The sequence below is a fragment of the Mycolicibacterium tusciae genome (assembly GCF_002086795.1).
GTDB lineage: Bacteria > Actinomycetota > Actinomycetes > Mycobacteriales > Mycobacteriaceae > Mycobacterium > Mycobacterium tusciae.
On the sequence record NZ_MVIM01000011.1, the window covers coordinates 18,969 to 33,549 of the forward strand.

The window sequence follows — 14,581 nt, forward strand, 5'->3', positions numbered from 1 at the left end:
TCAAGAGCAAACCGGAGCACCCATCATGACGATCATCGCGCCCCTCGATGCCATGTTCCTGGCGTCCGAAACCCGTGAGCACCCAATGCATGTCGGCGGGCTACATATCTTCCGGCTGCCCGAAGACGCCCCGGCCGACTACGTGCAGACGCTGCACCAACGGCTGCTCGAATGCACCGAACTGGCCCCCATGTATCGGCGCAAGCCGTCCTGGCCCGGCGCGCTCGGTGCGGTGCGGTGGACCGACGACGAGGACGTCGACCTGGACTACCACGTGCGGCACTCTGCGCTGCCACGTCCCGGCCGGGTCCGCGAACTGCTCGCCCTGGTGTCCCGGTTGCACGGCACGCTGCTCGACCGGCACCGTCCGCTGTGGGAGTTCCATTTGATCGAGGGACTGGACGACAACCGATTCGCCGTCTACGCCAAGGTCCACCATGCGCTAACCGACGGGGTGAACGCGGTCCGCAACACGAGGCGCATGCTCTCAGTGAAACCCACTGGCCGGCTAGGCGCGCTGTGGTCGCCGGGGCCGCGGCCCACCGTGGCGGTGGACGCGCCCGTCGCGGTTTCCGCCGCGCCGCTGGCCCGGGCTGGGGCACTGGCCACCAACATCGGGGGCGTATTGCCCACCGTCGCCGACGTCGCGGTGAAGGGGGTTCGTAATCCCGATGCCGCGCTGCCGTTCAGCGCACCCAAGACCGTGCTGAACCGGCCGCTGACGGGTGCCCGCCGTTTCGCGGCCCAATCCTGGTCGATCGAGCGGATCAAGCTGGTGGCCAAGCGGTATGACGCCACCCTCAACGACGTCGTGCTGGCGATGTGTTCGGGAGCGCTTCGCGCGTACCTGCATACCGAGGACCGGTTGCCGTTGAAGTCACTGGTGGCCGCCGTGCCGGTCGCGCTGCCACGCACCGACGTTGACGGTAACGCGGTGACGATGGTGCTGTGCCGGCTGGCCAGTGACATCGCCGATCCCGGCGAGCGACTCGGCCGCATTCAGGCGTCGATGCTCGCGGCCAAGCAGACGATGCAGGGACGCACTCCGCTGCAGTTGTCGACGATCGGCATGTTGACGTCGTTCGGACCGACCGCCCTCAATGCGATGCCAGGGTTCGGCTCGGCCGCGCCGCCGCCATACAACGTGGTGATCTCGAATGTGCCCGGTCCGCGGGAGCGGTTGTACTGGCAGGGGGCCGAATTGGAGGGGTGGTATCCGGTGTCGATGCCGATCGAGGGGCAGTCGCTGAACATCACCGTGCTCAGCTACGGGAACAACCTGGAGTTCGGGTTGATCGGCTGCCGACGAAACGTTGCGCACTTGCAGCGGTTGCTCGGCCACCTCGAGGACAGCCTCGCGGCGCTGGAAGCCGGCGGACCCGCCACTTAGCATTCAGTCAGTTGCCGGGGTCAGGTCGGGCAGCTGCCAGGTTCCGTCGAGGATTGCGGCGCGTGGCCGGTAAAGCCGGACCAGGAAGTTCCATCCTTCGGGTGTCGCGATGGTGTTGGGTTTGTCGCCGGATCCGTTGGGGTCGAACCGGACTGTGACCGAGCCGTCCGGATTCTTGATGCCGGTGACGCTGTTGACGGTGTACTGATCGTGTTCGTTCGGCTCGAAAAATCCCCGTGCGTTGTAGACCGAGACCGACCAGAATCCATCGACCGGAACATCACGCAACGTCAGCGTCTGGACGTGGTCAGACGGCGCCGGGTCGACGCCGATATAGGTGGCTTCCTCGGTCGGGAGTCCACCCCATCCGGCGGCTGTCCCGATGAGGTGGCGGATGGGGTCGACCTGATCGCGGGCACCGAAGGTGCGATCGAAAGCGTGCAGGCCCTTGGCCAGCGCGAGTAACGCATCGCGGGTGGCGTCCATGCTCGCGGCGTCGTAGTCGGGGTACCCGAACGGTTTGCCGGAGCCGGATTCGAGTTTCAGTGCGTCCTGAAGTTGGGCGACTTCGGCGAGGTCGCCCTCGTCGAGGGGGTTGACGAGGATGCGCACGGCCACAAGCACGTACGGCGTGTGGAACTGATCTACGGTGAGTCGGTAGGTGCCGGCGTCGTGGTATACGGCGTTGATGAAATGGTCTTGGTTGACGATCATCGCCGAGAGATAGCGTTCGCCGGAGTCGGGAAGTGTCAAGGCGGCGCCGGCGGATATGTCAACGATCGCGAAGCTGTAAAGGGTGTCGCGATTGAGGCGGATCACGGTCTGTTGGTCGACGGGGGCAGGTTCGCGATTGTGCCGGAATGTGTCGATCCCGCCTGCATCCCTCTGGATGTCGGCGAACATTCGGTCGGTCTCTGCTCGGACGAAATTGTCGACGTTGACGTGCATTCCACAAGTATCTCGCGCATGTTCGACATGCGCCCGCAGAATTACCGAACACCATCAGCGTGCGGTGCGTGCCTCCGGCTGCATTACGACTGAATGAAGGAAGAGGCTTCGGTCAGGTGCTTCACGGCGTCGCCGACGATCGACTCGACCAGTTCGGCGCATGACGGCAGGTCGCTCAGGATGCCCGCGACCTGGCCCGAAGCCAGCACACCCGCGTCGGTGTTGCCTTCCACGAGGCCGGCCTTCAGCAGCATCGGGGTGTTGGCCGCCATGACGACCTGCGCCCACGTGAGTTCCTTGCCGTGCCGCATCTCCAGGCCGTCGCTGATCATCGAACGCCATGTCATGCCGGACATCTTCTTGAACTTCTGCGCGTTGCGGACCGCCGCGGCGAAGCCCCGCAGGCGCGAAGCGCTTTCGAGTTTCTCCACGAGCCCGGTACGCAGCACCCGGTGCGGCATACCGTCGACCCGCGTCGATACGACGGTGCCGTCCAGTGCCGCCTCGAGGTACCGCTGCTTGACCGCGTCGGGCACCGTCGAATCCGACGTCAGGAGGAACCTCGTGCCCATCGCGACGCCGGCCGCGCCGTACGACAGCGCCGCGGCGAGTCCGCGGCCGTCGAAGAATCCGCCCGCCGCGACGACGGGAATGTCGACCGCATCCAGCACCGACGGCAGCAGCAGCGTGGTGGCGATCGGACCGGTGTGGCCGCCACCCTCGCCGCCCTGGACGATCACCGCGTCGGCACCCCAACCGGCCACCTTCTTGGCGTGCTTCGCCAGGCCGACCGACGGAATCACCACCACCCCGGCGTCTTTCAGCTTCGCGATCAGGTCGGGTTTGGGCGCCAGCGCAAACGAGGCCACCCGCACGCCTTCGCGGATCAGCAGGTCGATTCGCTCATTCGCGTCACCGGCGTCGGCCCTGATGTTGATGCCGAACGGCTTGTCGGTGGTGGCCTTCACTTTCGCGACGGCGGTCGCCAGCTCCTCGAGGGTCATGGTCGCCGATGCCAGGATGCCGAGCCCACCGGCATTGGAGGTCGCCGCCACCAGCCGCGCACCCGCCACCCAGCCCATGCCGGTCTGCACCACCGGATGCTCGATGCCGACCAGCTCGGTCAGCGGAGTGCGCAGCTTGACCATTATCGTATTTCCTTGTCCCGTAGCGACTTCGGATCAATGACCTCGCGGATCAGCTTCTGTTCCTCTTCGGTGGGCAGCCGTGTCGTATCGGCCTCCCCGAGGCCGTGCACCTCGAAAGAGGTGTTCTCGGCGACCTGCTCGGCCTCGACGCCGGGGTGCAGCGACACCGCGCGCATCTGGTGGTCGGGTCCGTTGAAATCGAAGACTCCGAGGTTGGAAACCACCCGAAAAACGTTGACGAACCGGTAGGCGGGGTTGTCGGGATCGACTTTGTCCCAGCCGATTCCGGATACTATGTCGACGGAATCGCCGAACACCCGCTTGGAGTGATTGCCAACCCAGTAGCTCGTCGCATGGTTGATGGTGTTCCCGGGAGCGCCGCGCACGCCGAACATCTGGCGGGTCGGATGCTGCAGCGGGCCGAACGCCGACAAATTCTGATTGCCGTAGCGGTCAACCTGATTGGCACCCATGACGACATGGCGCCTACCCCAGGCCAGCGTCTCGAAGACACGGCCGAACGGCATCCAGCCCTCGATCGCCCCGGCCGCACCGAGCGCGGGGGTATCGGCCAGCAGCCGGGCCTCTCCGTCGGTCAGCAGGATGTCGGGGGAGAAGGTCAGGCGCGCCAGCCGGGCCCCGATCGACACCATGTTCGCCATCGGGCTGACCATGATCTCGCCTGCGTCGCGGAACAATTCGGCGCACGCGACGGCGCATACCTCGGCACGGGTCACTGACATCACTGGCTCTCTCCAAACTTCCGCACGGCGGCCTGATAGTCGGCCTCACTGCCGGACAGATACGTCGTGACGAAGTCTTGCCACGTTTCGTCGGAACCCGCCGCCTCGGCGTAATGCCGCTGGAACTTCTCGTCGCGGCGGTAGTCGGGTTCGGCCGTGGTGAAGTGAGCACCGTTGGGTGCCTCGACCACGGTGTCGACCATCATCCGATTGATCAGCAGGGCCTGCGGCGGCACCGCCTTGATCAACTCCTCCGTCGGCACCACCCGCTCGACGGACAAGAGCCGCTGCTGCGCTGCCATCAGGAACAGGTCGTCGAAATACGGGTCGATGCCGGTGTATGCGGCATTGCCGTGGGCGTCACCGAGATTCATGTGGACTAATGCGGCGTCGAGGTTCAGCGCCGGCATGGCGATCAGTTCCTCGAAGCCATTTCCTGTGGGGTAGGGCGACTTCACCGTCTTGAGCTCGTCGCCCCAGAACGCGCGGACGTCGCTGCCCAGCCCGGCGCGGATCGGCAGGAACGGCAGGCGCTGTGCGGCGGCCTGCAGACCGCAGCGCACCATGCCCTCGTCCATCTCGCGGGCCTCGATGGCGCCGCTGGTGCGGGCCTTGGCGAACCACGGGTCATAGAACGGTGGTGAGTCCAACGACACGAAGCCGTAGTAGACGCGCTTGACCTTGCCTGCCGAGCACAGCAGGCCGAGGTCGGGACCGCCGTAGGTGACGACCGTCAGGTCCTTCACGTCGGTGCGCAGCAGCGCGCGAACGAACGCCATCGGCTTGCGCCGCGACCCCCAGCCGCCGATGCCGATGGTCATACCGCTCTCGATGGACGAGACGGCCTCGTCCAAAGTTGTTCTCTTGTCGCTCATTTGCCCTTCTTCGTCCCCGCGAACGCGTCGCGGTGCTCGTCGGCCACGCCTGCGAGATTGAGCTCGAACGTGAAGCCCTGTTCCATGCGGTAACTCGAGTTCACCCTCTGCACATCGATGAGGTTCAACGCTTCCTTGGCCGCGCGGATGACGCGGGTGTCCTTGGCGGCGATGTCGCGTGCCACCCGCAGTGCGGCCTCGTCGAGATCGTCGCGCGGTACGACCTCGTGCACCGAACCGAAGTGGTGCAGAGTCGCGGCGTCGACGGTGGCCGCGGTGAAGAACAGCCGTCGCATCATGTGCTGCGGCACCAGTCGCGACAGGTGCGTCGCCGCACCCAGGGCCCCGCGCTCGACCTCGGGCAGGCCGAAGGTCGCGTCGTCGGACGCGACGATGACGTCTGCATTGCCGACCAGCCCGATGCCGCCGCCGACGCAAAAGCCGTTGACCGCGGCGACCACGGGCACCTCGCACTCGTACACGGCGCGGAACGCGTGGAAGCAACCGCGGTTGGCGTCGATGAGCGCGGTGAAGCCCTCGGTGTTCTGCATCTCCTTGATGTCCACACCCGCGTTGAAGCCGCGGCCCTCGGCGCGCAGGATCACGACGTGGGTGCTGTGGTCGCGGCCGGCCGCGGTGATCGCGTCGCCGAGTTCGAACCAGCCGCGCGATGGAATCGCGTTGACCTTCGGATAGTCCACGGTGACCGAGACGATGCCCGGTTCGACCGTCTTGGTGGTGATCGTCATGCGGATACCTCGGTTACTCTGGGGGTCTCTACCTAAGCAAGCACTTGCTTGGTACGCTAGCACAGTGACCGACCGCCCAGAGATAGTCCTCGGACTCAATGACAGGGTCGTCCTGGTGACCGGAGGAGTTCGCGGCGTCGGCGCGGGCATCAGCTCTGTGTTCGCCGCCCAAGGTGCGACCGTGGTGACGTGTGCCCGCAGGCCGGTAGAGGGGTCGCCGTACGAATTCCACAGCTGCGACGTTCGCGACGACGAGTCGGTGGCGGCGTTGATCGACGCGATCACGAGCCGCCACGGGCGCCTGGACGTCGTCGTCAACAATGCGGGCGGATCGCCCTATGTGCTGGCCGCGGAGTCGTCGGCGAAGTTCAACACGAAGATCGTCGAGCTCAACCTGCTCGGACCCCTTTCCGTGTCTATCCACGCGAACGCGGTGATGCAGGAGCAGGCCCAGGGCGGCTCGATCATCAACATCGCCAGCGTCAGTGGGCGCAGGCCGACACCCGGAACCGCACCGTACGGCGCGGCCAAGGCGGGCATGGAGAGCATCACCGCCACCCTGGCCGTCGAATGGGCGCCGAAGGTGCGGGTGAACTCGGTGGTCGTCGGGATGGTGGAAACCGAGCAATCCGAATTGTTTTACGGCGACGCCGATTCCATCGCGGCCATCTCCAAGAACGTCCCGCTGGGACGGCTCGCCAAACCGGACGACGTCGGCTGGGCCGCCGCGTTCTTGGCCTCCGACGCGGCGTCCTACATCAGCGGCGCCTCCATCGAGGTGCATGGTGGCGGCGAACCTCCGCACTACCTGGCAACCACCTCTGCTGACATCAAGTAACGCATTCTTCGAACAACTGAGGAGATAAGAGATATGGGACTGCTCGACGGCCGCGTGGTCATCGTGACGGGTGCAGGCGGCGGCATTGGGCGCGCACATGCGCTGGCGTTCGCCGCCGAGGGTGCGCGAGTGGTGGTCAACGACATCGGTGTGGGGCTGGACGGCTCGCCCGCGGGCGGCGGTAGCGCGGCACAGGGCGTGGTCGACGAAATCACCGCTGCCGGAGGCGAAGCCGTGACCAGCGGCGCCAACGTCGCGGACTGGGCACACGCCGAAGGCTTGATCCAGACTGCCGTCGACTCGTTCGGCGGGCTCGACGTACTTGTGAACAACGCCGGCATCGTCCGCGACCGGATGTTCGCCAACACCAGTGAGGAAGAGTTCGACGCCGTCGTCGCGGTGCACCTCAAGGGGCACTTCGCGACCATGCGCCATGCCGGCGCCTACTGGCGCGCCCTGTCCAAGGCCGGCAACGCCGTCGACGCGCGCATCATCAACACCAGCTCCGGTGCCGGCCTGCAAGGCAGTGTGGGACAGGCCAATTACAGTGCGGCCAAGGCGGGAATCGCGGCCATGACGCTCGTCGCGTCCGCGGAGATGGGCCGCTACGGAGTCACCGTGAACGCCATTGCGCCGTCAGCCAGGACCCGTATGACCGAGACGGTGTTCGCGGAGATGATGTCCACCCAGGACAAGGAATTCGACGCGATGGCACCGGAAAACGTTTCGCCACTCGTGGTTTGGCTTGGCAGTGTCGAGTCCAAGGACGTCACTGGCAAGATGTTCGAGGTCGAGGGCGGCATCATCCGCGTCGCCGAGGGCTGGGCCCACGGCCCACAGATCGACAAGGGCGCGCGCTGGGATCCGGCGGAGCTCGGTCCCGTCGTCGGCAAACTGCTGGCCCAGGCGCGCCCACCCGTGCCGGTCTACGGGGCCTGATCGCCGCCGATTGCGCCGAAACGCCGTGCGATAGCGCGCCGCCTTCCATGATGGAGTGGTGAGACGCTACGGAGTTCTGTGCGCAATCCTGTTGGTGGTGGCCGGTTGTGGGGGTCAGCGTGGCGGCGAGAACGGGGCGGCGGCGACCGATCCGACGTCGTGTGAGGTCACGTCCGACGCCAGGCTGAGCATCGCGACGGGCAACACGACCGGGGTGTACTACGCCCTCGGTGGCGCCTACGCCGAAGCCATCAATCAGCAGACCGATGGCAAGTTGAAGGCCACCGCCGCCGAGACGTCGGCCTCGCTGCAAAACATTCAGCAACTCGTGGCCGGCACCCATCAGGTGGCGTTCTCGCTGGCCGACACCGCGGCCGACGCGGTCAACGGCATGGCGGCGTTCGACGACGACCAGCCGATCGCCGCGCTGACCCGGCTGTACCCCAACTACACCCAGGTGATCGTCCGCAGCGACGCAGGCATCAACTCGATCCTCGACATGCGCGGCAAGCGGGTGTCCACCGGTTCGCCGAACTCCGGCACCGAGGTGATCGCCAACCGCATGCTGGAGGCCGCCGGTCTCGACCCGAAGACCGATGTGCAGGCCCAGCGCACCGAACTCGGCAAGACGGTCGAAGGAATGAAGGACGGTTCGATCGATGCGATGTTCTGGTCGGGCGGGCTGCCGACCGGCGGCATCACCGACCTGTTCGTCAGCCAGCGCGACAACGTCAAGTTCATCGACGTGACCGACACGCTGCCGAAGTTGCAGAACATCAACCCGATCTACGAAGAGGGCGTCATCCCGGCCGACACATATCAGACGCCCACGGACGTCGCGACCGTCGTGGTGCCCAATCTGCTTCTGGTCAAGAACGATATGGACGGCAACACCGCCTGCGTGCTGACCAAGGCGCTGTTCGACCACAAGCCCGAACTGGTCAAGGTCAACAAGGCGGCCGAAGGCATCTCGCTGGACACCGCCCGCGAGACCATGCCCGTGCCGCTGCATCCCGGCGCCAAGCGCGCCCTCGACGACCTCGGCGCGGCGAACTGACCTCCACCGAAGCGGCTGCGTCGGCCGCCTACGAGGACGAGAAGCCGGCCCGGCGGCTGACCGGCTGGGTTCACCACCTGGTGACCGTGGGCTGTGTCCTGATCGGGCTGTTCGCGCTGTATCAGGTGTTCTTCCCGCTGGCGCAGGGCAATCAGGTTTCGCTGATCCTGTTCCTGGCGGCGGTCCTTCCACTCACGCTGCTGTGTTACCGATCCGGTGTGCGGTTGCGCCGCCGAACGACGGAAAAGACGGAGAACACCGACGACGCGCCGCGGCAGAATCCGACGTGGTTCGACTGGCTGCTGGCGGCGACCGCGCTGCTGGCCTGCCTGTATCCGGTGTTGCCGTTCCAAATCGGTGACGGCGGAGGGGGATTCGACGAGTTTCTCAGCAGGCAGAGCACACCCGCGATGCTCGATGTCGTCGTCGGAACGATCGTCGTCCTACTCGTCCTTGAGGCGTGCCGCCGGACCACCGGCGTGGCGTTGCCCACCGTGTGCCTGCTTGCACTGGGTTACGCCTACTACGGCGGGTACCTGCCGCAGGGGGCGGCGATCGCCCACGCCGGCGTGGATTGGGTGCAGATCGTCAGCGCGTCGTTCATGCAGTCGACGGGATTGTACGGCGTGCCACTGGATGTCGCGGCGACCTACATCGTGTTGTTCACCATCTACGGCGCGGTGCTCGAGGCGTCAGGGGCGAGCAAGTTCTTCATCGACCTTTCGTTCGCCGCGTTCCGCCGGTCGCGGGCGGCACCGGGACGGACGGTGACACTGGCCGGGTTCCTGATGGGCAGTGTGTCCGGATCCGGGACGGCGACGACGGTCAGCTTGGGGTCGGTGACGTGGCCGGTGTTGCGCCGCGCCGGGTACCCGCGCGAAAACGCGGGCGGAATGCTGGCGGCCGCGGGCATCGGCGCGATCCTGTCGCCGCCGACGCTCGGCGCTGCGGCGTTCATCATCGCCGAGTACCTCGGGGTGCCGTACCTGACCGTCCTGGTCTGGGCGGTGGTGCCGACGATTCTGTACTACCTGGGCATTCTGCTGGCCGTCGAGATCGACGCGCGGCGGTACGGCACGCGCGAGGTCGATGTCGACGCAGGATCGTTCTGGCGTCTGCTCGGCAGGTTCGGTTACCACCTCATCTCGCTGGTGATGATCGTCGTATTCCTCGCGCTGGATGTGTCGGCGATGCGCGCGGTCGTCTACGCCATCGCCGTCCAGATCGTGCTGTCGTATTTCGACCGCGAACACCGACTGACCCCGGTGCGGCTCTACCGGGCGCTGGCCACCGGGGTGCGCGGCGTGCTCTCGGTGGCGGCGGTGTGCGCGGCTGCGGGCGTTGTCGCCGCGATGATCACGCGCACGGGACTCGGTCTGCAGCTGAACTCCATCCTCGTCAACACCGCCCGCCTCATATCTGAAAACCCAACGGTCGTATTGATTTTCACGGCGATATTCGCCGCGTTGGCGGTCTCGGTGCTAGGGCTCGCGGTGCCCGTCACCGCGTCGTTCGTGATCAGCTGGGTTATCGTCGGGCCCGCGCTGCAGGACCTGGGTGTCGCCGCGCCGGCGGTGGCGATGTTCGTCTTCTATTTCGCGGTGCTCTCCGAAGTCACGCCGCCGACGGCGCTGGCGTCGGTGGCGGCGTCGGCGATCACCGGCGGTCGTGTCATCCCCACGATGATGCAGACGTGGAAGTACACCCTGCCCGCGTTCCTCGTCCCGTTCGCGTTCGTCTTGACCGACAACGGTGAAGGTCTGCTCGGTCTGCGGTCGTTCGTCGACATGGTGTGGACAGGCGCGGTGGCCGCGCTGGCGGTGGCCGCGCTGGCTGTCGTCACTGGCGGCTGGATGATCCGGCGGGCGGGCTGGCCCGAGCGCGTGCTGTGCGTACCGGCGTCCGCGCTGCTGCTCTATCTGAACCCGGTGACGATCGCCGTCGGTGCGGGTCTGTTGGCGGTGGCCGCGGCGGTGAACGTCGTCATGGCTCGCAGACGACCATCGGAATCACCCGATCAGCAGCCTCCCGATATCCCCGATACGGCGGGTACATCTTGATCAGGCTGGGCCAGTAGCGCTTTCGCTCTTCCACGGTCGCGTCCCTGGCGATCAGATCGAACTGCCGGTCGCGGATCTGCACCCGCACTTCGGGATTGGACTCGATATTGAGATACCACGCCGGATCGGAATCGCGTCCCCCGAACGAGGCCGGCAGTATCACCCGATCGCCGTCGGCCAGATATAGCGTCGGTGTGGTGCGCGGGCGACCGGTCTTGCGTCCCGTCGTGGTGACCAGCGCCGCGGGAAACCAGAGCAGTCTGGCGCCGACGCGGCCGTTGGTGCGGCGGTAGACCCAGATGTGCGCGCGGGCGAAGTACTTCATGGCCGCCCGCAGCGGCCGGGAGTTGCGGATAGCGCCTGCCATACCGCGTGTCTAGCCGTCTGGAAGTCTCGGCAAACCCTTGACCGAGCGTTGTCAGGGTTCGCAGATGACGAGCGGGATCACCCGGTCGGTCCAGGATTTGTAATCCTCATAAGACGGATACATCTCGACGAGGCGCGGCCAGTACTTCGCGCGTTCCTCCTCGGTGGCGTCGCGCGCGGTGAGATCGAGGATCTCTTTCTTGATTTGCACCTGGACTTTCGGGTTGGCCTTCAGGTTCAGGTACCACATCGGATGCTTGTCGCTGCCGCCCTTGGAGGCCGCGACGACGACGGTGTCGCCGTCGCGGTGGAAGTACAGCGGGCTGATCCGCGGCTCACCGGTCTTGCGGCCCGTGGTGGTCAGCAGTGCCACCGGGATGCCCTGGAAATCGCTGCCGAAGCCTTCGCCCCCGCTACGTCGGTACATGTAGGTGTTGAGCTTCGACATCCACTTGATGAAGGTGTCGGACGCCTTCGTGTCCGTGAAGCGGGGGCGCGATTTGGCCATGCACGTGATCCTAAGACGAGGTGAGGAACGGGCGAATCCCTGCGCGGATGTGGTGGATCAGACCGTCGGCCGGAATCTGGAACGTCTCGTCGATGTGCGCGCCGACCTTGCGCCCCAACAGAGAAGGCTTCGTCACGAGATCGAACTTCGCCCGGATGGTGTTGCCGTCGACGACGGTGAACTCGGGCACGGTCGTCGCCTGGATCACCCGGTACTGCAAGCCGCGATTCAGGCTGCGGCGCAGGTGATCTCCCGAGAATCCGGTCTTGAGCCCCACCTCGATGCGCGTGCATCCGGGCGCGAACGGCACCTTGTCCGCGTCGTGAGAGACCAGCGCGTCGATGTAGGACTGGGCGGCCGCGATGCGCTGGGCTTCCATGGACGATGGGGCCGCGGACATCAGATCCGCTCGATGATCGTTCCGGTGGACAGAGCGCCGCCAGCGCACATCGTGATGAGTGCGGTGCTCTGATCCGTGCGCTCCAGCTCGTGCAGGGCGGTGGTGATCAGGCGGGCGCCGGTCGATCCGACGGGGTGGCCGAGCGCGATCGCGCCGCCGTTGACGTTCACCTTGTCCATGTCCGGGTTGTGCACCCGCGCCCACGACAACACGACCGACGCGAACGCCTCGTTGATCTCGGTGATGTCGATGTCGCCCATTTTCATGCCGGCCTTCTCGAGCACCTTCGCCGTCGACTGCACCGGGCCGTCGAGGTGGTAATACGGCTCGGCACCGACGAGCGCGTGGCTGACGATCCGCGCCCTCGGCTTCAGACCGAGCGCCTTGGCCTTGTCCTCGTCCATCCACAGCACGGCGGCGGCGCCGTCGGAGATCTGCGATGACGTCCCCGCGGTATGAATACCGCCCTCGATCACGGGCTTGAGCGAGTTCAGACCCTCCAGCGTGGTCTCCCGCAGGCCCTGGTCCTTGCTCACGATGTGACGGTCGCTGGTCGGCTGCTTGTTCTCGTCGAGCACCGGCGCCTCGATACCGCTGATCTCGCGGTCGAAGCGCCCCTCGGCCCAGGCCTGGGCGGCCTTGCGTTGCGAGTCGAAGCCGAACTGGTCGATGTCTGCGCGGGTGATGCCGCGGCGCTGGGCGATGCGCTCGGCGGCGGTGAACTGGTCGGGCAGGTCGATGTCCCACGACGAGGGCCGCAGGATCCCGCGATCGGGGCCGGCGTTGGCGCCAAGCCCGACGCGGCTCATGGCCTCGATGCCACACGCGATGCCGACGTCGATGGCGCCGGCCGCGATCAGACCCATGATCAGGCCGTTGGCCTGCTGGGCGCTGCCGCACTGGCAGTCGACGGTGGTGGCGCCGACGTGGTCGGGCAACCCGGCGACCAGCCAGCTGACCCGCGTGATGTTGTTGGACTGCTCGCCGAACTGCGTGACGCAGCCGCCGATGACCTGCTCGACGTCACCGGCATCGATACCGGCCTTTTCGACTAGAGCCTTTTGTGTTGCGCCCAGCAACTCGGTGGCGTGTAGGCCGGATAGCCATCCGTTCCGCTTACCGATCGGACTGCGAGTGGCTTCAACGATGACAGGGTTACCCATTCCGTCAGGCTAGAACACGTTTCATTACTCTGACAAGCGAGGATGGTGACCTGCCTTTTATCTGCGGAGAAGGCATGTTTTACTGGCACTAGAACACGTTGCAATTTGTGTTGAAAAGGAGCGCACGGTCATGGCACCCCACAACATTCCCGCAGACTTCGACTTCCTCGACGCGAGCCTGAACCTCGAGCGTCTACCCGTGGAGGAGCTCGCCGAGCTGCGGGCCTCGGACCCCGTCCACTGGGTGGACGTTCCGGGCGGCACGGGCGGATTCGGAGACAAGGGCTACTGGCTCATCACCAAGCACGCCGACGTCAAAGAGGTGTCGAAGCGCAGCGACCTCTTCGGCAGTTCGCCCGATGGTGCCATCCCGACGTGGCCCCAGGGGATGACCCGCGACGCCATCGACTTGCAGAAGGCGGTGCTGTTGAACATGGACGCGCCGCAGCACACCCGGTTACGCAAGATCATCTCCCGCGGCTTCACGCCGCGTGCGGTGGGGCGGCTCGAGGACGAGCTGCGCGCCCGTGCCCAGAAGATCGCCGAGACCGCCGCGGCGGAAGGCTCCGGAGACTTCGTCGAACAGGTCTCGTGCGAGCTGCCGTTGCAGGCGATCGCCGAACTGCTCGGTGTGCCGCAGGACGACCGTGACAAGCTGTTCCGCTGGTCCAACGAGATGACCGCCGGTGAGGATCCGGAGTACGCCGATGTCGATCCGGCGATTTCCTCGTTCGAGCTGATCCAGTACGCGATGAAGATGGCCGAGGAGAGGGCCAAGAACCCGACCGAGGACATCGTCACCAAGCTGATCGAGGCCGACATCGAGGGCGAGAAACTGTCCGACGACGAGTTCGGCTTCTTCGTCGTGATGCTCGCGGTCGCGGGCAACGAGACCACGCGCAACTCGATCACCCACGGCATGATCGCGTTCTCCCAGCATCCCGATCAGTGGGAGCTGTACAAGAAGGAGCGCCCCGCCACCGCTGCGGACGAGATCATCCGCTGGGCCACACCGGTATCCGCGTTCCAGCGCACCGCGCTCGAGGACACCGAGCTCGCGGGCGTGAAGATCAAGAAGGGCGAGCGTGTGGTGATGTCCTACCGCTCGGCCAACTTCGACGACGAGGTCTTCGACAGTCCTCATCAATTCAATATCCTTCGGGATCCGAACCCCCACGTCGGCTTCGGCGGCACCGGTGCGCACTACTGCATCGGTGCGAACCTGGCCCGCATGACCATCAACCTGATCTTCAACGCAGTGGCCGACGCGATGCCCGATCTCAAGCCGATCGGGGAGCCCGAGCGGTTGATGTCGGGGTGGCTGAACGGCATCAAGCACTGGCAGGTTGACTACACGGGAGCGAGCGCACCCGTCGCCCAGTAGCTTTCGCGGATCA

At 65.8% G+C, this 14,581-nt stretch carries 15 protein-coding genes; 6 read left to right on the top strand and 9 right to left on the bottom strand.

The features are described 5' to 3' along the window. Positions 1–25 precede the first annotated feature (25 nt). A complete protein-coding gene (locus BST47_RS19560) occupies positions 26–1,390 on the top strand; it encodes a WS/DGAT/MGAT family O-acyltransferase (RefSeq protein WP_083127309.1) in 1,365 nt (454 codons plus the stop codon). A gap of 3 nt (positions 1,391–1,393) precedes the next feature. Here BST47_RS19560 and BST47_RS19565 read toward each other — a convergent pair whose 3' ends face one another. The 5 genes from BST47_RS19565 to echA20 all read right to left on the bottom strand — a co-directional run bounded on the left by BST47_RS19565 (position 1,394) and on the right by echA20 (position 5,853). Next, a complete protein-coding gene (locus tag BST47_RS19565; RefSeq protein WP_083127310.1) occupies positions 1,394–2,338 on the bottom strand; it encodes a DUF1214 domain-containing protein in 945 nt (314 codons plus the stop codon). Between the two features lie 83 nt (positions 2,339–2,421). Continuing rightward, entirely contained in the window at positions 2,422–3,486 is a 1,065-nt protein-coding gene (gene ipdC / locus BST47_RS19570) for a (3aS,4S,5R,7aS)-5-hydroxy-7a-methyl-1-oxo-octahydro-1H-indene-4-carboxyl-CoA dehydrogenase (protein WP_083127311.1), read from the bottom strand. Continuing rightward, entirely contained in the window at positions 3,486–4,232 is a 747-nt protein-coding gene (gene ipdB / locus BST47_RS19575; protein ID WP_083127312.1) for a cholesterol ring-cleaving hydrolase subunit IpdB, read from the bottom strand. Before ipdB ends, ipdC begins: the two co-directional genes overlap by 1 nt. After that, on the bottom strand, positions 4,229–5,104 hold the full coding sequence (ipdA, locus tag BST47_RS19580) for a cholesterol ring-cleaving hydrolase subunit IpdA (protein WP_083127313.1): 876 nt from the start codon (positions 5,102–5,104) through the stop codon (positions 4,229–4,231). The genes ipdB and ipdA overlap by 4 nt, the downstream gene beginning before the upstream one ends. Then, positions 5,101–5,853 carry a (7aS)-7a-methyl-1,5-dioxo-2,3,5,6,7,7a-hexahydro-1H-indene-carboxyl-CoA hydrolase gene (gene echA20 / locus BST47_RS19585; RefSeq protein ID WP_083127314.1) on the bottom strand — a complete coding sequence of 251 codons (753 nt, stop codon included), beginning with the start codon at positions 5,851–5,853 and terminating at the stop codon, positions 5,101–5,103. Before echA20 ends, ipdA begins: the two co-directional genes overlap by 4 nt. A 64-nt stretch (positions 5,854–5,917) precedes the next feature. On the opposite strand from echA20, the gene BST47_RS19590 reads away from it, so the two are divergent. The 4 genes from BST47_RS19590 (at position 5,918) to BST47_RS19605 (ending at position 10,747) form a co-directional block, all read left to right on the top strand. Continuing rightward, positions 5,918–6,691 (top strand): SDR family oxidoreductase, encoded by a 774-nt coding sequence (locus BST47_RS19590; RefSeq protein ID WP_083127315.1) that lies wholly within the window; start codon positions 5,918–5,920, stop codon positions 6,689–6,691. Between the two features lie 33 nt (positions 6,692–6,724). After that, positions 6,725–7,630, top strand: coding sequence for an SDR family oxidoreductase (locus BST47_RS19595; protein ID WP_083127316.1), 906 nt, complete (start codon positions 6,725–6,727; stop codon positions 7,628–7,630). 58 nt (positions 7,631–7,688) lie between these two features. Then, on the top strand, positions 7,689–8,687 hold the full coding sequence (locus tag BST47_RS19600; protein ID WP_165799826.1) for a TAXI family TRAP transporter solute-binding subunit: 999 nt from the start codon (positions 7,689–7,691) through the stop codon (positions 8,685–8,687). An 80-nt stretch (positions 8,688–8,767) separates the two neighbouring features. Continuing rightward, positions 8,768–10,747 (top strand): TRAP transporter permease, encoded by a 1,980-nt coding sequence (locus tag BST47_RS19605; RefSeq protein WP_234809784.1) that lies wholly within the window; start codon positions 8,768–8,770, stop codon positions 10,745–10,747. Here BST47_RS19605 and BST47_RS19610 read toward each other — a convergent pair. The 4 genes from BST47_RS19610 to BST47_RS19625 are packed head-to-tail and all read right to left on the bottom strand — an operon-like array spanning position 10,671 to position 13,184. Next, on the bottom strand, positions 10,671–11,114 hold the full coding sequence (locus tag BST47_RS19610; protein WP_083127318.1) for a nitroreductase family deazaflavin-dependent oxidoreductase: 444 nt from the start codon (positions 11,112–11,114) through the stop codon (positions 10,671–10,673). The genes BST47_RS19605 and BST47_RS19610 overlap by 77 nt on opposite strands. Positions 11,115–11,165: 51 nt before the next feature. Further along, a complete protein-coding gene (locus tag BST47_RS19615; protein WP_083127319.1) occupies positions 11,166–11,621 on the bottom strand; it encodes a nitroreductase family deazaflavin-dependent oxidoreductase in 456 nt (151 codons plus the stop codon). Positions 11,622–11,631: 10 nt separating this feature from the next. Further along, positions 11,632–12,021, bottom strand: a complete 390-nt coding sequence (locus BST47_RS19620) for a DUF8021 domain-containing protein (RefSeq protein WP_083127320.1) — start codon at positions 12,019–12,021, stop codon at positions 11,632–11,634. Continuing rightward, positions 12,021–13,184 (bottom strand): steroid 3-ketoacyl-CoA thiolase, encoded by a 1,164-nt coding sequence (locus BST47_RS19625; RefSeq protein WP_083127321.1) that lies wholly within the window; start codon positions 13,182–13,184, stop codon positions 12,021–12,023. The genes BST47_RS19620 and BST47_RS19625 overlap by 1 nt, the downstream gene beginning before the upstream one ends. A gap of 130 nt (positions 13,185–13,314) precedes the next feature. Here BST47_RS19625 and BST47_RS19630 point away from each other — a divergent pair, with 130 nt between their 5' ends. Further along, the gene (locus tag BST47_RS19630) at positions 13,315–14,568 is read left to right on the top strand and encodes a cytochrome P450 (protein ID WP_083127322.1); all 1,254 of its coding nucleotides are present in this window, start codon (positions 13,315–13,317) and stop codon (positions 14,566–14,568) included. Positions 14,569–14,581 lie beyond the last annotated feature (13 nt).